19 protein-coding genes are annotated in these 21,800 nt (G+C 62.4%); 7 read left to right on the plus strand and 12 right to left on the minus strand.

What is annotated here, in order from left to right; translation table 11 throughout:
* Nucleotides 1-33 precede the first annotated feature (33 nt).
* The 7 genes from JI748_RS06155 to JI748_RS06185 all read right to left on the minus strand — a co-directional run bounded on the left by JI748_RS06155 (nucleotide 34) and on the right by JI748_RS06185 (nucleotide 7,611).
* Complete coding sequence (locus JI748_RS06155; RefSeq protein ID WP_201636017.1) at nucleotides 34-1,236, minus strand: molybdopterin molybdotransferase MoeA; 1,203 nt, start codon at nucleotides 1,234-1,236, stop codon at nucleotides 34-36.
* The gene (gene moaC / locus JI748_RS06160) at nucleotides 1,233-1,715 is read right to left on the minus strand and encodes a cyclic pyranopterin monophosphate synthase MoaC (protein ID WP_201636020.1); all 483 of its coding nucleotides are present in this window, start codon (nucleotides 1,713-1,715) and stop codon (nucleotides 1,233-1,235) included. Before moaC ends, JI748_RS06155 begins: the two co-directional genes overlap by 4 nt.
* The gene (gene trpC, locus JI748_RS06165) at nucleotides 1,712-2,527 is read right to left on the minus strand and encodes an indole-3-glycerol phosphate synthase TrpC (protein ID WP_201636022.1); all 816 of its coding nucleotides are present in this window, start codon (nucleotides 2,525-2,527) and stop codon (nucleotides 1,712-1,714) included. Before trpC ends, moaC begins: the two co-directional genes overlap by 4 nt.
* Nucleotides 2,524-3,546: an anthranilate phosphoribosyltransferase gene (trpD, locus tag JI748_RS06170; protein WP_407644939.1), complete on the minus strand. Its 1,023-nt coding sequence runs from the start codon at nucleotides 3,544-3,546 to the stop codon at nucleotides 2,524-2,526. The genes trpC and trpD overlap by 4 nt, the downstream gene beginning before the upstream one ends.
* Nucleotides 3,543-4,142: an anthranilate synthase component II gene (locus tag JI748_RS06175; RefSeq protein WP_201636024.1), complete on the minus strand. Its 600-nt coding sequence runs from the start codon at nucleotides 4,140-4,142 to the stop codon at nucleotides 3,543-3,545. The genes trpD and JI748_RS06175 overlap by 4 nt, the downstream gene beginning before the upstream one ends.
* A gap of 67 nt (nucleotides 4,143-4,209) precedes the next feature.
* Nucleotides 4,210-5,718, minus strand: a complete 1,509-nt coding sequence (gene trpE / locus JI748_RS06180; protein WP_201636026.1) for an anthranilate synthase component I — start codon at nucleotides 5,716-5,718, stop codon at nucleotides 4,210-4,212.
* Between the two features lie 18 nt (nucleotides 5,719-5,736).
* Nucleotides 5,737-7,611, minus strand: coding sequence for a peptidylprolyl isomerase (locus JI748_RS06185; protein WP_201636028.1), 1,875 nt, complete (start codon nucleotides 7,609-7,611; stop codon nucleotides 5,737-5,739).
* 121 nt (nucleotides 7,612-7,732) lie between these two features.
* On the opposite strand from JI748_RS06185, the gene tpiA reads away from it, so the two are divergent.
* The 4 genes from tpiA to JI748_RS06205 all read left to right on the plus strand — a co-directional run bounded on the left by tpiA (nucleotide 7,733) and on the right by JI748_RS06205 (nucleotide 11,107).
* On the plus strand, nucleotides 7,733-8,485 hold the full coding sequence (gene tpiA, locus JI748_RS06190) for a triose-phosphate isomerase (protein WP_267911608.1): 753 nt from the start codon (nucleotides 7,733-7,735) through the stop codon (nucleotides 8,483-8,485).
* A gap of 138 nt (nucleotides 8,486-8,623) precedes the next feature.
* Nucleotides 8,624-9,196 (plus strand): preprotein translocase subunit SecG, encoded by a 573-nt coding sequence (gene secG, locus JI748_RS06195; RefSeq protein WP_201636032.1) that lies wholly within the window; start codon nucleotides 8,624-8,626, stop codon nucleotides 9,194-9,196.
* A gap of 106 nt (nucleotides 9,197-9,302) precedes the next feature.
* On the plus strand, nucleotides 9,303-10,931 hold the full coding sequence (locus JI748_RS06200) for a CTP synthase (protein WP_201636034.1): 1,629 nt from the start codon (nucleotides 9,303-9,305) through the stop codon (nucleotides 10,929-10,931).
* A complete protein-coding gene (locus JI748_RS06205) occupies nucleotides 10,931-11,107 on the plus strand; it encodes a DUF4169 family protein (RefSeq protein WP_201636036.1) in 177 nt (58 codons plus the stop codon). Before JI748_RS06200 ends, JI748_RS06205 begins: the two co-directional genes overlap by 1 nt.
* A gap of 197 nt (nucleotides 11,108-11,304) precedes the next feature.
* Here JI748_RS06205 and JI748_RS06210 read toward each other — a convergent pair whose 3' ends face one another.
* Complete coding sequence (locus tag JI748_RS06210) at nucleotides 11,305-11,736, minus strand: VOC family protein (RefSeq protein ID WP_201636038.1); 432 nt, start codon at nucleotides 11,734-11,736, stop codon at nucleotides 11,305-11,307.
* A gap of 191 nt (nucleotides 11,737-11,927) precedes the next feature.
* On the opposite strand from JI748_RS06210, the gene eno reads away from it, so the two are divergent.
* On the plus strand, nucleotides 11,928-13,205 hold the full coding sequence (eno, locus tag JI748_RS06215) for a phosphopyruvate hydratase (RefSeq protein WP_201636040.1): 1,278 nt from the start codon (nucleotides 11,928-11,930) through the stop codon (nucleotides 13,203-13,205).
* A 179-nt stretch (nucleotides 13,206-13,384) separates the two neighbouring features.
* On the opposite strand, the gene JI748_RS06220 is transcribed toward eno, so the two are convergent.
* Both JI748_RS06220 and JI748_RS06225 read right to left on the minus strand, forming a co-directional pair.
* Complete coding sequence (locus JI748_RS06220; RefSeq protein WP_201636042.1) at nucleotides 13,385-14,860, minus strand: AMP nucleosidase; 1,476 nt, start codon at nucleotides 14,858-14,860, stop codon at nucleotides 13,385-13,387.
* A 292-nt stretch (nucleotides 14,861-15,152) separates the two neighbouring features.
* Nucleotides 15,153-15,758, minus strand: a complete 606-nt coding sequence (locus tag JI748_RS06225; protein ID WP_201636044.1) for a DUF1176 domain-containing protein — start codon at nucleotides 15,756-15,758, stop codon at nucleotides 15,153-15,155.
* Between the two features lie 40 nt (nucleotides 15,759-15,798).
* Here JI748_RS06225 and folD point away from each other — a divergent pair, with 40 nt between their 5' ends.
* Nucleotides 15,799-16,701 (plus strand): bifunctional methylenetetrahydrofolate dehydrogenase/methenyltetrahydrofolate cyclohydrolase FolD, encoded by a 903-nt coding sequence (folD, locus tag JI748_RS06230; protein WP_201636046.1) that lies wholly within the window; start codon nucleotides 15,799-15,801, stop codon nucleotides 16,699-16,701.
* Nucleotides 16,698-17,234: a DUF1643 domain-containing protein gene (locus JI748_RS06235; RefSeq protein WP_201636048.1), complete on the plus strand. Its 537-nt coding sequence runs from the start codon at nucleotides 16,698-16,700 to the stop codon at nucleotides 17,232-17,234. The genes folD and JI748_RS06235 overlap by 4 nt, the downstream gene beginning before the upstream one ends.
* Before the next feature lie 135 nt (nucleotides 17,235-17,369).
* Here the strand turns inward: JI748_RS06235 and JI748_RS06240 are convergent, their stop codons facing one another.
* Both JI748_RS06240 and metH read right to left on the minus strand, forming a co-directional pair.
* Entirely contained in the window at nucleotides 17,370-17,699 is a 330-nt protein-coding gene (locus JI748_RS06240) for a hypothetical protein (RefSeq protein ID WP_201636050.1), read from the minus strand.
* Between the two features lie 155 nt (nucleotides 17,700-17,854).
* On the minus strand, nucleotides 17,855-21,604 hold the full coding sequence (gene metH / locus JI748_RS06245) for a methionine synthase (protein ID WP_233280623.1): 3,750 nt from the start codon (nucleotides 21,602-21,604) through the stop codon (nucleotides 17,855-17,857).
* Nucleotides 21,605-21,800: the final 196 nt, after the last annotated feature.

The raw sequence follows: 21,800 nt of genomic DNA on the forward strand, positions 1-21,800 counted from the left end.
TTATGTTCTGCAATGCCACAAATAAAACACGGGTCAGAATGCGTCGATCGACAGGGCTTCGACTATCGCGCCGGCCCCTTGACCGGAGTCATGCTCTGGCTGGGTGATCAGCATGTCGGCCTTGGACAGCGACGAGGTGTGGCCACTGTCGGTCTGCGCGATTGGGAGAAGGGTGGGGCCGCTTGTAGAGTGGACCAGCTGCGCGCGCATGAAGTGGCGGCGGGCGGTGTTTGGCGGGGTCGGTGCGGCGAGCGGCAGATGCCAGTGCGGCGGTTCGGCATAGCCGAGCCAGGCGCGCAGTGCCGGCTTGATGAAGACGATGGCGGTGACCAGCGCCGAGACGGGATTGCCAGGCAGGCCGAAGACCAGGGTCTTGCCGCGCATGCCGAACATCAGGGGTTTTCCCGGGCGCATGTTGATGCGCCAGAAATCGAGCGAGACGCCGAGGTCTTTGAGCACATCCTGAACGAGGTCATGTTCGCCGACCGAAGCGCCGCCGGTGGTGATCAACACATCCGGTTCGCTTGCAAAGGCCTCCGCAAGACGGGTGCGGAGCAGGTCGATGTCGTCGCCGATGATGCCGTGATCGGTGATGGTCTCGGCATAGGGCTTCAGCAGCGCGGCAAGGGCGAAGCTGTTGGAGCCGACGATCTGGTCGGGCCCGAGCGGTGTGCCTGGCACGACAAGCTCATTACCGGTGGCAACGAGACCGATGCGGGGACGCCTGGCGACGGTGAGTTCTGCGTGGTTTGCCGCTGCTGCCACGGCGATATGCATCGGTGTCAGCAGCGTGCCGGGCTCCAAAAGCGCCTGACCCGTAGCGAAATCGTTACCCTTCGGCCGAATGCTGTGGCCAAGCCGGGCAGGGGCGGTGAAGCGGACGAAATCGCTATCGCGCTGCGCTTCTTCCTGCATGATTACCGTGTCGGCGCCGGAGGGAAGGGGCGCGCCGGTGAAGATGCGGACGGCTTCGCCGGCAGACACCGTGCCGTCGAATGCGGTTCCAGCCTGGGACATGCCGATGACTCTAAGCGCGTGTCCCTCGACCACGTCGGCGGCGCGCATGGCGTAGCCGTCCATGGCGCTAGCGTTGAATGGTGGCTGATCGTGCGTGGCGATTAGCGCAGAGGTCAGAACGCGGCCGAGGGCGTCCGTCAGCGGCGTGGTTTCGGGGGTGACCGCAGGCACGCGGGCAAGAATGGCTTTCAGCGCCTCGTCGACGGGCAGGAGGGTCATGGCGCGCGCATGAAGTCGCCGGACTTGCCGCCGGATTTTTCGACGAGCCGCAGGTCGGTGATGGTCATGCCACGATCCACGGCCTTGCCCATGTCATAGAGCGTCAGCGCCGCGACCGAGGCTGCCGTGAGCGCTTCCATCTCGACGCCGGTCTGGCCGTTGGTTTCGGCGGTGGCGACGATGTGTAGGCCCGATCGTTCGTCCAGCGGATCGATGTCGACGGTGACTTTGGTCAGTGCCAGCGGGTGGCAGAGGGGGATCAGGTCGGATGTGCGTTTGGAGGCCATGATGCCGGCAATGCGTGCCGTGGCGATTGCATCGCCCTTCTTGAGACGGTCTTCGACAAAGGCATCGACCGTCGCGGGGAGGGCGAGGATCGTGGCCTCGGCGACGGCGCGGCGGCGGGTAACGGCCTTGTCGCCAACATCGACCATCTGCGCGCGGCCCTGCGCATCGACATGTGTCAGGCGGTCGCTCATCCGCGGACGGTCTCGGGCTGGCCCATCAGCAGGGCGCGGGTGGCAGCGACAACATCGTCCTGCCGCATCAGCGACTCGCCGACAAGGAAGGTGCCGACGCCGCAGCGTTGTTCGAGCATGCGGACGTGATCATGCGAGACGATGCCGCTTTCGCTGACCAGGAGCACATCGGAGGGAACGCCGGCCGCAAGGTTCACCGTCGTCTCGAGCGTTGTTTCGAAGGTGCGGAGGTTACGGTTGTTGACGCCGATGAACTTGGAGTCGAGCGCAAGGGCGCGGTCGAGTTCGAGCTGGTCATGCACTTCCACGAGCGCGTCCATGCCCCATTCCTCAGCCGCGTCGAGCAGGAAGCGCGCCACGTCGTCGTCAACGGCGGCCAGAATGATGAGGATGCAATCGGCGCCCCAGGAGCGGGCTTCCGCGACCTGGTAGGTTTCGAACAGGAAGTCCTTGCGCAGCACCGGCAGGCGGGTGGCGGCGCGGGCTTCGATCAGGTAGCTAGGCAATCCTTGAAAGCTCGGGCGATCGGTCAGCACCGAAAGGCAGGCGGCGCCCGCCGTTTCGTAGGCGCGGGCAATCTCTGCGGGGTTGAAGTCCGGGCGGATAAGGCCTTTGGAGGGGCTGGCCTTCTTGACCTCGGCAATCAGCGCGAACTTGCCCTGCGCGCGCTTTTCCTTGATGGCCTGAACAAAGCCGCGGGGCGCCGGCTGGTCATGGGCTTGCGCCACGACTTCGGCCCAGGGCCGCATGGCCTTGGCGGCGGCGATCTCTTCGCGCTTATAGGCTTCGATCTGCTTGAGGATATCGGTCATGGCGCTCGTCCGTTCGAAACCGCAACAAGGCGGGCGAGAGTGTTCTTGGCGTCGCCATTGTCGATGGCGCGCGCGGCGGCTTCCGCACCGTCACGGAGCGTTTCGACCTTATCGGCCACAATGAGGGCGGCGGCGGCATTGAGCAAGACGATATCGCGGTAAGCGCCGGGCGCGCCGTCGAAGAGCGCGTGGATGGCTTGGGCGTTCTCTTCCGGCGTGCCGCCGAGGATTTCGGCCAGATCGTATTGCTTTAGGCCGGCATCTTCGGGCCGAACTTCGAAGCTGCGGAGGTCGCCATTGGCGATCTGCGCCACGAAGCTTTTGCCGGTGACGGTCAGTTCGTCGAGGCCGTCGCAGCCATGCACGACCCAAGCCTTCTTGACGCGGTTGGCCTGAAGGGCCTGAGCGACCTTTTCGACCCATTCTTCGGCAAAGACGCCAAGGAGGTAGCGGCCAACGCTGGCCGGATTGGATTGCGGACCCAGAAGATTGAACATGGTGCGCACGCCCATTTCGGCCCGGGCAGGACCGACATGCTTCATCGCTGGGTGATGGGATGGCGCGAACATGAAGCCGATGCCGGCTTCGCGGATGGTTTGGGCGATCGCGTCAGGGCCGAGATCGAGCTTTACGCCGAGGGCTTCGAGCGCCTGCGAGGAGCCGGATTTGGAGGAGAGTGCGCGGTTGCCATGCTTGGCCACGGGGACACCGAGGGAAGCCACTACGATCGCGGCTGCCGTAGAAATGTTGAGCGTGCCGTGACCATCGCCGCCTGTGCCGACGATGTCGATGGCGTCAGCGGGCGCTTCCACCGGCACCATCATTTCGCGCAGGATCGATACGGCGGCTGCGATTTCACCGGCCGTTTCGCCCTTGAGGCGCATGCCCATGAGGAAGGCGCCGGTTTGGCTGGCGGTGGCTTCGCCTGCCATGATGAAGCGCATGACGCCGCGCATTTCCTCGCCGGTGAGATCGCGGCGCTGCGCGATCTTGTTGAGAGCCTGCTTGATCTCCATCACGCGGCCTTCCGGGCGTTGAAGTCGCGGGCGATGTTGAGGAAGTTTTGGAGCAGTGCGTGGCCGTTTTCCGAGGCAATGCTTTCGGGGTGAAACTGCACGCCATGCACCGGCAGCGTCTTGTGCTGCATTCCCATGATGAGGCCATCGTCGGTAGAGGCGGTGACTTCGAGCGTCTCGGGCAGGGTGTCCTGCTTGACGATCAGCGAATGGTAGCGCGTCGCTTCAAAACCGGCATTGAGGCCGCGGAAGATGCCCTTGCCGGTGTGGTTGATCTTGCTGGTCTTGCCGTGGAACAGCACCGGTGCGCGCACCACGTCGCCGCCCAGAGCCTGGCCCATGGCCTGGTGTCCGAGGCAGACACCGAGCATCGGGATCTCGCCCTTGAAGCGATCGATGGTGGCGAGGCAAATGCCGGCTTCGTTTGGGGTGCAGGGACCGGGAGACAGGACGATCGCCTCGGGCGCCATTTCGGCGATCTGGTCGAGAGTGATCTTGTCATTGCGGTGAACGGTGATGTCGGCGCCGAGTTCGCCCAGGAAGTGGACGAGATTGTAGGTGAAGCTGTCGTAGTTATCGATGACGAGGGTCTTGGTCATGAGCGGTCCTCAACGGGTTCTGGAGATGGCGATCAGAACCAGCTTTGCCATCGTATTGAATGACCCATCATTGCCCCACTCCCGCTTCGCCGGCGTACCGTAGCGCTTCCTCGGCGGCGCTGAACAGGGCGCGGGCCTTGTTTTCGCATTCGAGTTGTTCGAGCTGGGGTTGGCTGTCGGCGACGATGCCGGCGCCGGACTGCACATAGAGCTTGCCGTCCTTGACGATGCCGGTGCGCAAGACGATGCAGGTGTCCATGGTGCCGTCAGCGCCGAAATAACCAACGCAGCCGCCATAGATGCCGCGGCGGGTTTTTTCGAGGCTGTCGATGATTTCCATGGCCCGCACCTTCGGCGCGCCGGAAACGGTGCCGGCCGGGAAGCCGGCGGAAAGCGCATCGACGAAGTCGTATTGCGGATCCAGCACACCGACGACGTTTGAGACGATGTGCATGACATGCGAATAGTATTCGAGGAAGAACTTGTCGGTGACCTTGACGGTGCCGGTTTGAGCGACGCGGCCGACGTCGTTGCGGCCCAGGTCGAGCAGCATCAGGTGCTCGGAGAGCTCCTTGGGGTCGCTGAGAAGTTCGGACGCCAGTTCTTGGTCGCGGGTCGGCGTGGCGCCGCGCTTGCGGGTGCCGGCAATGGGCCGGATGGTGACTTCGCCATCCTGCACCCGAACCAGGATTTCCGGGCTCGATCCGGCCACCGCGAAGCCGCCGAAATCGAGGAAATACATATAGGGGCTGGGATTGGTGCGACGAAGCGCGCGGTAGAGTGCGGTCGGGGGCAGGTTGAAGTCAGCTGAAAAGCGCTGGCTCAAGACGACCTGGAAAATGTCGCCGGCCGCGATGTAGTCCTTGGCCCTGGCGACCATCTCGAAATATTCGTCACGCGAGGTGTTGCTGGTGACGCTGATGGCTTCAAGGTCGGGCAGGGCGGGGGTGGCTGGTGTCGCGCGGGAGAGGCGGGCGATCGCGTCGTCGATGCGGCTTTCGGCTGAGGCGAGCGCCTGGCTGCCGGAAACGCCTTCGCGCACATAGACGGGCGCGGTGAGATACAGCTCGTCCTTGAGCGTATCGAAGATGGCCAGCAGCGATGGGCGCATCAGCACGGCCTCGGGCGTGCCGAGTTCGTCGGCGCGATCGGTCGGCAGGTGCTCCATGTAGCGCACCATTTCGTAGCCGAGATAGCCGTAGACGCCCGCCGATTGGGGCGGCAGGCCTTCGGGCACTTCGATGTGGCTCTCGGCGACCAGCGCGCGCAAGGCATCGAGCGGCTTTTCGCTCATTGCCTCGAATGTTTCAGGACTGGTCTGCGCCGCACGGTTGATCGAGGCTGTTCCGCCATCGACCTTGAGGATCAGGTCGGGCTGTAGGCCGATGATCGAGTAGCGGCCGCGCGTCGTTCCATCCTGCACACTTTCCAGAAGGAAAGTGTGCGAGCGGCCTTCGGCGAGCTTGAGATAGGTGCCGACCGGTGTTTCCAGATCCGCCACGATGCGACGCCAGACGATCTGCGACTTCCCGGTAGCATATTGCTCGGTAAAGCGCTTCGAAAAGTCGTCGTCCATGGTGGCGTTCCGGTGGAGTTACTGGCCGTAATTGTTGACGAGCAGGGTATTAAGCGCCTGCTGGTTGATGCGCAGCCCGGCATCGTCGCGGATAGCAGCGACGAACTCGTTTTCAAGTCCGGTACGGGCGTCGTCGTTGAGGCCTGCAACCACGTCAGTCGCAAGAGGCTCGGCGGGTGCTGCATTGTCGGTGACTTGGAAGACGATGAACTCGCCGCTTTCGCTTACGGCGGAGCCCTTGTGGTCCGGCCCGCCCGCAAAGGCCGCGGCGGCGACGGTGGTGTCGATCGTGCCATCATCCGAGCCGAAGCGACTGAAGGGGGGGCTGATCTGCGGAAAGAGACTGAGTTCGGCGGCCACATCGGTCAGCGCTTCACCGCCCTCGAGCCGGCCGACAATCGTATTGCCCAGTTCGATCAGCGCGTTGTTGGTGCGCTCTTCGGTAATGGTGGCGATCAGTTGGTCGCGCACTTCGTCCAGGGTCTGATCACGGGCGGGCGCGATCGATTCAAGGTCGAACCAGAGGTGGGCGTTGCCGGCAAGCGGAACGGATGGTGTCAGCCGACCTTCCTCGGCACGGTAGATCGCCTGCGCGACCTTCTGGCGCTCGTCCGCTGCAAGATTGGGCAAGGCCGAAAGTTCTGCGCCACTCTGCGATACCGCCACTTCGTAGACTTCGAGGCCATAGCGTTGGGCAATGTCTTCGATCGGCGTAAAGGCTGCACGCAGTTCTTCGATCTGGTCAAGGATGTCGTTGATCTCGTTACGCGCCGCGGTGGCGCCGAGGCGGGCGACGATGTCTGCGCGTGCTTCTTCCAGGGTTGGCTGACCTGCGGCTTCGATTGCCGACACGTGAATGGCACGCTGTCCGCCGATGCCCGGGATCAAGGCAAAATCGCCCTGCGCGAGGCCAAAGGCTGCGTTGGCGAGCGCGGTATCGGTGATAGCGCTCTGTGCGAGCGTGCCGAGGCTTGATGGTGTGAGGCCAGCCTGCTGAACTAGGTTCGTAAAGTCGGCGCCGGCAGCAAGGCCTGCCTCGAACTGGGCCTGGAGTTCGGGCGTATTCAGGGCTACCTGCTCAATGGTGCGGCGTTCCGGGGTCGAGAGGCTCTCGCGCACCGCTTCGTATTCAGCCGCGATTTCTTCATCAGTAAAGGTCTTGGTCGCGGCCAGCGAGGTGAGCGACAGGTCCAGCAAACGGACCGTACGAGTCTCCACAGTGCGGAACTCGGCCTGGTGCTCGGTGAGGTAGGCGGCGAGTTCTTCTTCGGTGGGCGCCGCTGGCGTATCGACGTTGAGCTCGGTCAGCGTGATATAATCCACCGTCCGCGTCGCGCCGGAATACTTGTTGAGCAGGTCCGACGCTGCGTCCGGCAGGCCGGTTTCGGCGAACAAGGACGAGAGCACCTGCGTGCGGCGCGCTTCGGCGGCACGAGCTTCGAAATATTCCGCTTCGGTCCAACCGGCACGCTGCAACGTCTGGGTGAAGATGGAAGGATCAAAGGTCCCCAGAGTGCCGAAGAATGAGGGATCTTCACGAAGCATCTGCGCGAGCTTTGCATCAGACACGCCCAAGCCGAACTGGCTGGAAAGCGTATCGAGTGCCGCGCCTTCGGAAAGGTTCAGCAGCACCGCGGTCGGGATGCCATAGGCCTCGGCCTGGCTCGCCGTCGGCACGGAACCAAGCTGCTGCGAAAGCTGGCTGACGCGGCTCTCGTAAGCACGCAGGAATTCACGTGAGTTGATTTCCTCGTCGCCGACGCGGGCAATGGTATTGCTGCCGAGGTCGAGGATCACATTGTTGATGCCGAAGCCGGCCACGCCAACCAGCAGGAACCCGCCAAGGATTTTCCCAGGCCAGGATTTTGCAAAGCCGCGCAAACCATCGAGCATTTCGAGCGTTCCCGTTCGGGGTCCGAGGCTTTACCGCAAGTGCGAGCCCAGACTAGAAGACAATACCGCAGCCGGGGTTAGGGCAATCCTTTCCCTGGCGCAAGAGGCAGGAGTAGCAAGATTGACGACCATCTCACCGCTGATCGCCGGAAACTGGAAGATGAACGGGCTCACCCACTCGCTTGACGAGATGGCTGAGCTCGCCCGCCTTCTGACGACCGGCGCCGCCCCCCGCGCCATCGTCGTCGTCTGTCCGCCGGCAACCCTGCTCGCTGCCGTTGCCGCGCAAGGAGCTTCGTCCGGCATTCTGGCCGGTGGCCAGGACTGCCATCCGCAATCGTCCGGCGCCCATACGGGCGACATATCGGCGTCCATGCTGGCCGATGCCGGTGCGCAGTTCGTGATCGTTGGACACTCCGAGCGCCGCCAGCTGCACGGCGAAACGAACGAGATCGTCCGTAGCAAGGCAGAAGCGGCGATTGGTGCGGGCCTCAAACCCATCATCTGCATCGGCGAAACCGAAGCGGAACGTGAATCCGGCCAGGCCGAACATGTCGTGTCCGGTCAGCTTGCCGCCGCTCTGCCGGACGCAGCCGCGCAGCACGAAGTCGTGGTGGCCTATGAGCCGGTCTGGGCCATCGGCACCGATCGCACACCGAGCCTTGAAGACATCGCGGCGATGCATACTTCCATCCGCACCTGCCTCACCGAACGTTTCGGCGAACGCGGCGAGACCATCCGCATACTTTATGGCGGCTCGGTCAAGCCGCACAATGCCCGTGAAATCCTCAACGTCGACAATGTCAACGGGGCTCTGGTGGGCGGCGCAAGCCTCTTGGCAAAAGACTTCTATACCATTATCTCCGCAGTCTAGTTCAGACGGCACCTGCCGGTCGCGGCGAAATTGCCCCGACCGGCTGGTATTTGCTGTGTGACGGGTGTAAGACCCCGCATCCTTTTGACACCGGGCCAGCCGTGGCCGGACCCGGATTGACGCGAAGACAAGAATTCCATGGCCAACGTCCTCCTAGTCGCCTACCTGCTGATCGTGCTGGCGCTGATTGTCGTCATCCTGCTGCAGCGGAGCGAGGGTGGTGCGCTGGGCATCGGCGGTGGCGGCGGCGGCCTGATGACGGCGCGCGGTTCGGCGAACCTCTTGACCCGCACCACGGCGATCCTTGCCACTTTGTTCTTCGTTTCGGCCATTGGGCTCACGGTTATCAACGAACTCGATCGCGGCACTTCCGGCATCCTGGAAAACGCCGTGACGACGCCGACGGGCGAGCAGCCGTCGACCGTGCTCGATGCGCTTAACGCTCTTCAGGGCGAAGAAACATCGGACCTGCTGCTTCCGGCTGAGGCCCAGACGCCGGCGACGTCGACCGACACCGATCTGCCCGTTCCTGCAGCGCCGGCGACCGAGACCACCACCGCACCTGCGGCTGACGCAACGACCACGGCTCCCGCGACCGAAGTTCCGCTTCTGGCTCCGACCAACGAGACCGCCGCGCCTGCCGCGATCAGCAGCGACCTGCCAGTGCCCGCGGCCCCGGCCGAACCGACACCCGCCGCTCCGGCGAACTAACCGCCGCAAGGCACCTGAAAAGGGGATGGAAACATCCCCTTCTTCTTTTGTGTAGAACGCGAAGGCGCTCTGCGAATCGACAACTATTTGCTTATGGTGATCGCCCATGGCTCGGTACGTATTCATCACCGGAGGCGTGGTTTCCTCCCTTGGCAAGGGTCTGGCTTCGGCAGCACTCGGAGCAGTCCTCCAGGCGCGCGGCTACAAGGTTCGCCTGCGCAAGCTCGACCCCTATCTCAATGTCGATCCCGGCACGATGTCGCCGACTCAGCACGGCGAAGTCTTTGTCACCGATGACGGTGCCGAGACCGATCTCGATCTCGGCCACTATGAGCGCTTCACCGGACGCGCCGCCAACAAGCGCGACAACATCACTTCGGGCCGTATCTATTCCGACCTCCTGGCGAAAGAGCGCAAGGGCGAGTTTTTGGGCGCGACCGTGCAGGTCATTCCGCACGTCACCGACTCGATCAAGAATTTCGTGCTAGATGGCAATGATGATTTCGACTTCGTGCTGGTCGAGATCGGCGGCACTGTCGGCGATATTGAAGGCCTGCCGTTCTTCGAAGCCATTCGCCAACTCGGCAACGACCTTCCGCGCGGCCACGCCTGCTATCTCCACCTGACGTTGATGCCCTATATCCCGTCCGCCGGAGAGCTCAAGACCAAGCCGACCCAGCACTCAGTCAAGGAACTGCGCTCCATCGGCATTGCGCCAGACGTGCTTTTGGTGCGTTGCGATCGCCCGATCCCGGAAGGCGAAAAGAAGAAGCTTTCGCTCTTCTGCAACGTGCGCGAGTCGGCCGTTATCCAGGGTCTGGATGTCGCCTCCATTTACGACGTGCCGCTGGCCTATCACCATGAAGGGCTGGACCGCGAGATCCTCGCGACCTTCGGTATTACCGATGCGCCGGAGCCAGACATGGGAGCCTGGGACGAGGTTTCCCGCCGCTATCACAATCCCGAAGGCGAAGTGAACATTGCCATCGTGGGCAAATATACCGGCCTCAAGGACGCCTATAAGTCGCTGAGCGAAGCCCTGACCCATGGCGGCATTGCCAACAAGGTCAAGGTGAACCTGCAGTGGATCGACTCGGAGGTTTTCGAGCGCGACGATCCTGCGCCGTACCTCGAGCACGTGCACGGCATTCTGGTCCCGGGCGGTTTTGGCGAGCGGGGCTCGGCTGGCAAGATCGAGGCGGCGCGCTTCGCCCGCATCAAGGACGTGCCCTATTTCGGCATCTGCTTCGGCATGCAGATGGCGTGTATCGAGGCCGCCCGCAACACGGCCGGCATCAAGAATGCCTCCTCAACCGAGTTCGGCCCAACGAAGGAGCCGATCGTCGGCATGATGACCGAATGGGTCAAGGGCAACGAGAAGGAAGCTCGATCTGCAGAGGGTGACCTTGGTGGCACGCTGCGTCTGGGCGCTTATCCGGCACAGTTAACCCGCGGTTCGCGTGTTGCCGATATCTATGGTTCGACCCGCATCAGCGAGCGCCATCGTCACCGTTATGAAGTGAACATGGATTATCGCAAGATGCTGGAAAAGAACGGCTTGCTGTTCTCCGGCGTCTCGCCCGACGGCACCTTGCCGGAGATCGTCGAGCGCACCGACCACCCGTGGTTCATCGGCGTGCAATTCCACCCCGAACTGAAATCGAAGCCGTTCGAGCCGCATCCGCTGTTCACCAGCTTCATCGCCGCCGCGATGGAGCAGAGCCGCCTGGTCTGATGGCTGACATCGTCAACCTTCGGACAGCCCGCAAACAAAAGGCTCGCGCTGACAAGGACGCGAAGGCTTCGGAAAATCGCGTGTTTTTCGGGCGCACCAAGGCTGAAAAGCTAAAGGAAGCGGCGGAGAAGGCGCGGGCGGAAAAGCATGTCGAGGCGCACAAGCGGGAAGACTAGTTACCCCCTCCCTAGCTTTGCTACGGCCCTTCAGGCCTAGCGCCGCTGCCCTCCCCTCAAGGGGGAGGGTAAGCTCGGTGGTTCTTGCGAGATTGTGCAACATACGGGGTGTCCACCTTCCCCCTCAGAGGGGAAGGCAAGCGGAGCTTGGCGAGGAACGAGCCTAGTGTAGCTCGGAAGGAGGTGCCTCCTGCGGCTCACCAATCCACCTGGCAATCGACGCCGTCGGGCCCGAATTGCATCGAGTTCTCGGTGTATTGAAAAATCTCGAGCTTGACGCCGCTTGGGTCTGCCAGCCAGCACTGCCAGGTGTGGTCGACGCCCAGCTTCTTGTCGGTCACTGTAACGCCCTTGGACTTGGCATTGGCCATGAAGGCGTCGATGTCGTCGGTTTCAAAGCAGATGTGGTTGATCTGGTTGCTTTCGTCGAAGCGGCTTTCGCCCTTGAGGAAGACCTCGACGAAGGTGCGGTGGCCGAAGTCAAGATAGAAGCCGATCCGATCGTCGCCGCGCTTGAAGTCGAACTTTGGAGCCACGCCGCAGACGACGCGGTAGAAGGTCTCCACGGCATCGAGGTCGCGCGCGAAAATGCAGGTATGGGCCACCTGTTTGACGAGTTGTGTGGTCACGAAATTCTCCTCCGCAAGATCGGGCAGAACGCCCAGGCTGACATGTTAGGGCAGGGCATGAGGACATGCTAGAGCCCGGAACAATCGTTTCCAGCGGCGCGCAGCCGCTTTTTTGCCGCTGCCCTCTTTTCACTGTCACACGGCGCGTCTAGGAGAAGCACAACTCGCACCAAAACCCGGGAAGAACAGGCATGTCCTCCATCATCCACGTCATGGGCCGTCAGATCTACGACAGCCGCGGCAATCCAACTGTCGAAGTCGATGTGGTTCTGGATGACGGCAGCTTCGGCCGCGCCGCAGTGCCGTCCGGCGCCTCGACCGGGGCGCATGAAGCGGTCGAACTTCGCGATGGCGGCACGCTTTATTCCGGCAAGGGCGTGACCCAGGCTGTCGAAAACGTCAACACCGTCATCGCCGATGAGATCGAAGGCCTCGATGCCCTCGACCAGCTCGGCGTCGACGAGGCCATGATCGAGCTCGACGGCACGGCCAACAAGAGCAAGCTGGGCGCCAACGCCATTCTCGGCGTGTCGCTGGCCGTGGCCAAGGCCGCTGCGGAGTCGAGCGAGTTGCCATTCTACCGCTATATCGGTGGGCCAAACGCCCATGTCCTGCCGGTGCCGATGATGAACATCATCAATGGCGGCCAGCATGCGGACAACCCGATCGACATGCAGGAATTCATGATCCTGCCGGCCGGTGCAGAGTCGATTGCCGACGCCGTTCGCATCGGTTCGGAAATCTTCCACACCCTCAAGAAGGGTCTCGCTGCTGAAGGTCACAACACCAATGTCGGCGACGAAGGTGGTTTCGCGCCAAACCTTGGCTCGGCTGACGAGGCGCTTGGCTTCATCATGCGTTCGATCGAAAAGGCCGGCTATCGTCCAGGCGAGGACGTGTTCCTCGGTTTGGATTGCGCGGCCACCGAATATTTTAAGAACGGCCGCTATGAGTTGGAAGGCGAGGGCAAGTCGCTCGGCTCCGACGAAAACGTGCGTTTCCTCGAAGATCTCGCCAACCGCTTCCCGATCATCACCATCGAAGACGGCATGGCCGAGGACGATTGGGATGGCTGGAAGGCGCTGACCGACGCCATCGGCAAGAAGGTGCAGCTGGTTGGCGACGATCTTTTCGTCACCAACACCGAGCGCCTGCGCTCCGGCATCAAGATGGGCACGGCCAACTCGATCCTGGTCAAGGTCAACCAGATCGGCTCGCTCTCCGAGACGCTCAACGCCGTCGATACCGCGCACCGCGCCGGCTACACTTCGGTGATGTCGCACCGCTCGGGCGAAACCGAGGACTCGACCATTGCCGACCTCGCAGTTGCGCTGAACTGCGGCCAGATCAAAACCGGCTCGCTCTCGCGCTCCGATCGTCTCGCCAAGTACAACCAGCTGATCCGCATCGAAGAGCAACTTGGGTCGTCGGCACGATATGCTGGGTATTCGGTGGTTAAGGGGCGGTAACCGTATCGCTGAGACAATTGAAAAAGCCCGGTGGTGACACCGGGCTTTTTTGCTGAACGACACCCCTCATCCGCCCTTCGGGCACCTTCTCCCGCAAGGGGAGAAGGGGGTCCCACCAGCTTCCCTCTCCCCTCGCAGGAGAGGGTGGATCGGCCAACGGCCGAGACGGGTGAGGGGGCCTACTGAAATGCCGTCTCGGCGAAGCTTCTGAGCTTGCGCGAATGCAAGCGCTCCGCTGGCTGGTCGCGCAGGATCTCCATGGCCCGCAGTCCGATCTGCAGATGGCGATTGACCTGGGTGCGGTAGAAGTCCGAGGCCATGCCGGGAAGCTTGAGTTCGCCATGCAGCGGCTTGTCGGAGACGCAGAGCAGGGTGCCGTAGGGCACGCGGAAGCGGAAACCGTTTGCCGCGATCGTCGCCGATTCCATATCCAGCGCCACGGCGCGTGACTGGCTGAGCTGGCGCGTGACCTGCGTCTGATCCCACAATTCCCAATTGCGATTGTCGAAGGTCGCGACCGTCCCGGTGCGCATGATCTTCTTGGTCTCGACGCCCTCAGTCTGGGTGACCTCTTCGACTGCCTGCTCGAGCGCGACCTGCACTTCGGCGAGCGCCGGAATCGGCACGCTCAGCGGCAGGTCGGCGTCCAGCACATGGTCTTCGCGGACATAGGCATGTGCCAGAACATAGTCGCCGAGCTCCTGCGAATTGCGGAGACCCGCGCAGTGCCCCAGCATGATCCAGGCATGCGGGCGCAGCACGGCGATATGGTCGGTGATAGTCTTGGCGTTGGACGGACCCACGCCGATATTGACCATGGTGATGCCGCGTCCGCGCTCGCCCACGAGATGATAGGCGGGCATCTGCGGCATGCGGGCCGGCGGTTCGCCGGTGATCGTGCCGCCAGTCAGCATATTGTCGGTCGAGACGTTGCCGGGCTCAATGAAGCGCTCGTAATGGGGATGGCTCTCGCTCATCCAGCCCTTGGCGATGCGGCAGAATTCGTCGATGTAGAACTGGTAGTTCGTGAAAATCACGAAGTTCTGGAAGTGGTCGGCATCGGTGCCGGTATAGTGGGCGAGCCGGAACAACGAGTAGTCCACACGCGGCGCGGTAAAGGCCGAGAGCGGGTAGGGCCCGCCGCGCGGCGGCACATAGGTACCGTTGGCGATCTCGTCATCGGTGTTGCCGAGATCGGGCGCGTCGAACACGTCGCGTAGCGGCACGTCCAGCGCATTGATGGCCCTGCCATCGAGATGATCGCGTGGACCCAGCGCGAAATGCAGCGGGATCGGCGTGTCCGATTCGCCGATATCGATGGTGCCGCCATGGTTTTTGAGGATCACGGCGAACTGTTCCTGCAGATATCCCTTGAACAGGTCTGGCGCGGTGACCGTGGTGCGATAGATGCCGGGGGAATGAAGGTACCCGTAGGGCAGGGTGCTCTCGCCCTTGGAATAGCTCGTGGAGCGCACTTCCACCTGCGGGTAATAGGCACGGACGCGGCCGGCTGGAATCTGGCCCTCCATCAGGCCCTGTAGGTGTTCCCGAATGAAATCGCAGTTGCGATGGTAGAGGGCCGTCAGATGCGCCCATGCCTCATGCGGGTCGGTGAAGGATTGCTTTTCGACACGGGGCGGGGAGAGGGTGGTCATCTTGTTCTTTCACGGCCCCGGACGGGCCAGCCTCTTGGACTCGGGACTTTGCGTCACTATAGGCCGCGCATGACGGCTTCTCAACGCGAGTGCGAAAGTCAGACAGGCTTCACAGATCGGTGACCGGCTTTTTTCTCGCCGCAATTGCCGACCACCTTCGAGCCTGTTCGTTGGATCAGCATCGACCCATGCCCGACGGACCAGAAGCGGTTTGCCGCATGTCCCCCAAGCCCTCAACAGCGCGGTGGATCGTTTCCAGAGGCCGCCCGGCAGCAATGCCGAGGCGGCCTTCTTATTTGTCGTAATCCACCAGCACCTGCGGATTGACCTCCTCGTCATAGGTCGCATCCACCTCGTAGCGCTTCAGCGCGAAGCTCGCCTCGCGAAATTCCCAGACGCCGATTGAACTCGCGTCGCCGATGCCACGCCAATAGGCATTGGACGTGATCGTCTTGGTTTCCTCGTCGAAGGTCGAGTTGGTGAGCGTGGTCACCGCACCCATGCCGTTAAGCTCGATGCCCAGGAGTTCGCCTTCGAAACTGTCGTCGTTCTCGTATTCGAGTTCGAAGGTGGGCACCGCGAAGGCCAGCGGCATTAGCCCTTCATATTCGCGATAAAGATAGTAGCTGTGCTGGACGTTGTAAGCGCCGGCCATGCAGAAGAGGCGGACCAGCGTCATGGTTTCGGTTTCCGCGCCCTCATAGTCCGGCGTATAGGTCAGTGTCCATTCCTGGTAAGCTCCGTTTTCGGGATCCAAGCCCGCAGCGATTTCAGGCTGGCACCATTCGCCGCCCGCAAGCTTGTGCAGCTTTTGCGCCTGCTTTTCGATCGACGCCTGAGCCAGCGCGGGCTCGATCGAAAGTGCCAGCAGCGGCAGCCAAAGCAATGGACGGATCATCCCTCATCCCTTATGTCGAAGCCCGAGTTCGAGAGGCAGTATGACCGCAAAAATCATCGATGGAAAAGCCTTCGCCGAAGCCCTGCGCATCCGCATCGCCAACCATGTCGATCGGCTGAAATCCCAGCACGGTATCACCCCAGGACTCGCCGTCGTCATTGTTGGCACCGACCCGGCGAGCCAGGTTTATGTCTCGTCCAAGGCCAAGCAGACGGCTGAAGTCGGCATGAACTCCTTCAAGCACGAACTGCCCGCTGATGTGCTTGAGGCCGAGCTTTTATCGCTGATCGCTGCTCTGAACGCCGATCCTGCCGTACACGGCATCCTGGTGCAGATGCCGGTGCCCAAGCACATCGATCCCAACAAGGTCATTGAAACCATCGATCCGGCCAAGGACGTTGATTGCTTCACCCCCGCCAATGTTGGCAAGGTGCAGATCGGCCTTCCGGGCCCTGTGTCCTGCACGCCGCTCGGCTGCCTCATGCTGCTGCGCGACGAGCTGGGTTCGCTCGAGGGCAAGAATGCCGTCATCATCGGCCGCTCCAACCTCGTCGGTAAGCCGATGATGCAGCTGCTTCTGCGCGACAATTGCACCGTCACGGTCGCCCATTCGCGCACGCAAAACCTGCCAGAGGTGGTGCGCGCGGCCGACATCGTTATCGCCGCCGTCGGCCGGCCGCAGATGATCAAGGGCGACTGGATCAAGCCGGGCGCCGTGGTGATCGATGTGGGTATCAATCGTGTGGATGCGCCGGAGCGCGGCGAGGGCAAGACGCGGCTTGTGGGCGATGTCGATTTCGCCGCGGCTGCGGAGAACGCCGCCGCCATCACGCCGGTGCCGGGCGGAGTTGGCCCGATGACCATCGCCTGCCTTCTCGCCAATACCATCACCACGGCCTCGCTGATCAACGGCCTCGTGCCGCCGAGTGACCTCACCGCATGAGCGAGCACGATCCTGGCGGCAAGGTCCGGCTGCGGCTCGGTGAAGGCGTGCGCGGCGATGTCGTGATCAGCGCCGACGGCAAGCACCGCCAGATCATGCGGCGCTGGCTCGGAGAGACTTTTCCCGAACGCTATATCGTCTTTATCGGCATGAACCCCTCCACGGCCGACGCGACGGTGGACGACCCGACCTGCGCTCGCGAATGGACCTTCGCGCGGCGCGAAGAGTTTGAGGCCATGGTGAAATGCAATGTCGGGGACTATCGGGCAACCGACCCCAAGGCCCTGCTGCAGCCGGGGGTCGAGGCGGTCTCAGATGCCAATCTCCCGGCGATCCGCCAAGCCGCGTCGGGTGCGAGCAAAGTGGTGCTGTGCCATGGCAAGCTCAACAAAGCTTTGGCTGGGGCAGGGCGGGAGCTGGTGGAAGCGCTGAGGGCGGACGGCGTCGAGCTCTGGTGCTTTGGCACCAACGGGGATGGGTCGCCGAAACATCCGCTGTACTTGAGGGCGGATACGCCGTTGGTGCGCTTCTAGCCCCCTCATCCGCCCTTCGGGCACCTTCTCCCGCAAGGGGAGAAGGGAGGCATCGCGCCCGTCTGTCCACCACCTCTTCCTTCTCCCCTCGTGGGAGAAGGTGGCTCGCGTCAGCGAGACGGATGAGGGGGGCCTTCACCCCACCAGCACAAACATCCTTGCCACCTGATGATCCCGCAGCGCCTGCGCCGGTAGCTTGCCCGTCAGCGCTGCAACAACTTGCGAGATATCCTTGACCGCGCTCGCATCCACGACAACGCGCGAAAAGGCAGGCCGCATGGAACGTCTGACTTCTTCCGTCAGATTATAAAGCTGCGCCCGTATATCGGTTTGCGCTGCGCAAGCCGGGCAGGTGTCGCCATCGGAGTGGCCATGTCCGGTGTTGGCCGGCAGACGGAGCAGCGCCGTCTCGCTATCCAGCGGCACGAGCTGCCCGCGTGTGGTGATAAGGGTGACGGGGATCATCGGAACATCTCGCCTAAACCTAAACCCCCACCTAACCTCCCCCTGAAGGAGGGGGAGGAACTCATCGAGTACACTGAGCTGCTGGACGATCACCGATTGTGCCCCTCCCCTTCTTGAGGGGGAGGCAGGGTGGGGGTCCTCGCCACACTCACAAATCAAGCCGCCGCGACGCGGCCCGGAACATAGTTGAGGATTGGCCCAAGCCAGCGCTCGACCTCCTCGACGGGCATGCCTTTGCGGCGCGCATAGTCTTCGACCTGATCCTGCTCGACCTTGGCAACGCCGAAATAGTAGCTGTCGGGATGGCTGAAGTAGAGTCCAGACACAGACGAGCCGGGCCACATGGCGTAGCTCTCGGTCAGCGTCACGCCGACGGCGTTTTCCGCGTCGAGTAGCTTGAACAGCGTCGTCTTCTCGGTGTGATCGGGCTGAGCGGGATAGCCGGGAGCAGGGCGGATGCCTTGATAGCGTTCTTCACTCAGCTCCGACACGGCAAAGGTTTCGTCGGCGGCGTAGCCCCAGAGTTCCTTGCGGACCTTCTGGTGCATCATCTCGGCCATGGCCTCGGCGTAGCGGTCGGCCAAGGCTTTGACGAGGATCGAGGAATAGTCGTCGTTAGCGCGCTCGAAGCGTTCGGCGATCGCCACTTCTTCAAGGCCTGCGGTGACGACGAAGCCGCCGAGGTAGTCCGGAGTGCCGGCTGGCGCCACGAAGTCGCTCAAGGCCATGTTCGGCTTGCCGTCGCGCTTGCTCAGCTGCTGGCGGAGGGTGAACAGCGTTGCCAGTTCGTCGGAACGATCCTCGCCGGTGAATAGACGCACGTCGTCGCCGACGGCGTTAGCCGGCCAGAAGCCGACGACGGCCTTGGGGGCAAACCATTTTTCGTCGATCACCTGCGTCAGCATGGCCTGCGCATCGGCCCACAGAGCGCGGGCGGCTTCGCCTTGTTTTTCGTCTTCGAGGATGGCGGGGAAGCGCCCTTTAAGCTCCCAGGTCTGGAAGAAGGGGGTCCAATCGATGTAGGTGGCAACTTCGGCGAGATCGAAATCGGTAAAGGTGCGGTTACCGAAAAAGCGCGGCTTGGTGGCTTTGAAAGTCGACCAGTCCGGCTTCAACGCGTTGGCGCGCGCCGCGGCAAGCGGCAGCCGCTTCTTCTCAGCCTCGGCCCGCTCGTGCGCCGCCGCAGCCTTGGCGTATTCGGCTTTCACACCTTCGATAAACGTCACCTTGGTGTCGTCGGACAGCAAGTTGGACACCACGCCGACGGCGCGGCTAGCGTCGTTGACGTGGACGGTCTGGCCGCGATTGTAGCGCGGGTGGATCTTGACGGCCGTATGCACGCGGCTGGTGGTCGCGCCGCCGATCAACAGCGGGATGTCGAAGCCTTCGCGTTCGAGCTCGGCGGCGACATGGACCATTTCATCGAGTGATGGCGTGATCAGGCCCGAAAGACCGATGATGTCGACGTTTTCGGCCTTGGCGGTTTCGAGAATCTTCTGGCTCGGCACCATGACGCCAAGATCGATGATCTCGTAATTGTTGCAGGCGAGGACAACGCCAACAATGTTCTTGCCGATGTCGTGGACGTCGCCCTTGACCGTCGCCATCAGGACCTTGCCGGCGCTCTGGCGGCCGGAGGCGTCGCCATTGAGGCGCTTTTCTTCTTCCATGAAGGGCATGAGGTAGGCCACGGCCTGCTTCATGACGCGGGCAGACTTCACCACCTGCGGCAGGAACATCTTGCCTGAGCCGAACAGGTCGCCGACGACGTTCATGCCGGCCATCAGCGGGCCTTCGATCACATGCAGCGGGCGCTCGGAGGCTTTGCGGGCTTCTTCGGTGTCGGCTTCGATGAATTCGGTGACGCCGTTGACGAGCGCATGGGTGATGCGGTCATTGACCGGCAGGTCGCGCCATCTCGTGTCCTTGCCTTTGGCTTCGCCCCCGGCCTGGCCCTTGTAGCGCTCGGCCAGTTCCAGCATGCGGTCGGTGGCGTCGGCACGACGATTGAGGATCACGTCCTCGCAGGCATCGCGCAGTTCCCGGTCGATGGTCTCGTAGACGGCGAGCTGGCCGGCATTGACGATGCCCATGTCCATGCCATTCTGGATGGCATAGTAGAGGAAGACGGCGTGCATGGCCTCGCGCACCGGCTCGTTGCCGCGGAACGAGAAGCTGAGGTTAGAGATGCCGCCCGAGATATGCACATGCGGCAGTTGCCCGGTGATCTCCTCCGTGGCCTCGATGAAGTCGACGCCATAGTTGTTGTGCTCTTCGATGCCGGTGGCCACGGCGAAGACGTTGGGATCGAAGATGATGTCTTCGGGCGGGAAGCCGACGACTTCGGTCAGGATCTTGTAGGCACGGGCGCAGATCTCGACCTTGCGCGCCTTGGTGTCGGCCTGTCCGGTCTCGTCGAAGGCCATGACTACGACGGCCGCGCCATAGGCTTTCACGAGCCTCGCATAACGGATGAACGATTCTTCGCCTTCCTTGAGCGAGATCGAATTGACCAGGGCCTTGCCCTGCACGCATTTCAAGCCGGCTTCGATGACCTCCCACTTGGAAGAGTCGATCATCAGCGGCACCTTGGCGATGTCGGGTTCCGCCGCCAGAAGATTGAGGTAATCGACCATGACTTGCTGGCTGTCGATCAGGCCCTCGTCCATGTTGATGTCGATGACCTGGGCGCCGTTTGCCACCTGGTCACGGGCGACATCGAGAGCGGCGGTATAATCGCCGGCCGTGATCAGCTTGCGGAAGCGGGCGGAGCCGGTGACGTTGGTGCGCTCGCCGATGTTGACGAAGGGGATGTCCTTGGTGAGCGTGAATGGTTCGAGGCCGGCGAGGCGTAGGAGCCGATCGGCATGCGGCACCGGACGCGGCTTGAACCGCGCGGCGGTCTGGGCGATGGCGCGGATATGGTCGGGCGTCGAGCCGCAGCAGCCGCCGACGATGTTCAGCAGCCCGTCTTGGGCAAAGCTTTCCAGCTGGCTTGCCATGTCTGACGGCGTTTCGTCATAGGCACCCATTTCGTTGGGCAGGCCGGCGTTGGGATAGGCGCAGATAAAGGCGTCGGCGACGTTGGAGAGCTCGGAAATATGGTCGCGCATCAGGTCGGCGCCGAGCGCGCAATTGAGCCCGATGGTGATCGGATTGGCGTGGCGCACCGAATACCAGAAGGCGGTCGGCGTCTGGCCGGAGAGGGTTCGGCCGGAAAGATCGGTGATCGTGCCCGAGATCATGATCGGAACATCGATGCCCCGCTCTTCGAAGAGGCGCTGCGCCGCAAAGATGCCGGCCTTGGTGTTGAGCGTGTCGGTGATGGTTTCGAAGAGCAGCAGGTCGGCACCGGCATCGATCAGTCCAGTGATCGCCTCGCCATAGGCCACGACAAGCTCGTCAAAGCTGATGGCGCGATGCCCAGGATTGTTGACGTCGGTCGACATGGACGACGTCTTGTTGGTCGGTCCGAGTGCGCCAGCAACGAACCGCCGGCGGCCGTCCTCGCGCTCGGCGCGGATCGCTGCCCGCCGCGCAACCACGACGCCCTGGTAGTTGATGTCGTAGACTGCGCTTTCGCAGGCATAGTCGGCCTGCGCCACGGAGGTCGCCGAAAAAGTGTTTGTTTCGACGATGTCGGCGCCGGCCATATAGTAGGCGTAGTGGATGTCTTCGATCTGCTGAGGCTCGGTCAGCACCAGAAGATCGTTGTTGCCCTTGAGCGGGTGGCTCCAGTCCTTGAAGCGGTCGCCACGGAAGTTTTCTTCTGCGAGCCCCAGCCGCTGGATCATCGTGCCCATGGCGCCATCGAGGATCAGGATGTGATCCTGCATCGCGGCAGTGAGCGCTGCACGAACCTCGTTCCAATCGGGAATGATCGTATCGGTGGGGGAGGGGCTCATCGCCATCCTCTCTTTCATTAAATACCGGCGCAGGCTTGCGCTCGCCAATCACATAAAGATATCTTTATATCACATCAAGCCGCGTCTTCATTTCGGTCGCTGCCTAAGCCGGTGTGAACATTAACCAGCGATAAAGCATAAAATTGTTCCTTTCTGTGCACTGCCCGATGCCGCCTCTATGATTCCGCTCGAGTGT

The sequence above is a fragment of the Devosia rhizoryzae genome (genome assembly GCF_016698665.1).
In the GTDB taxonomy this organism is placed as follows: domain Bacteria; phylum Pseudomonadota; class Alphaproteobacteria; order Rhizobiales; family Devosiaceae; genus Devosia; species Devosia rhizoryzae.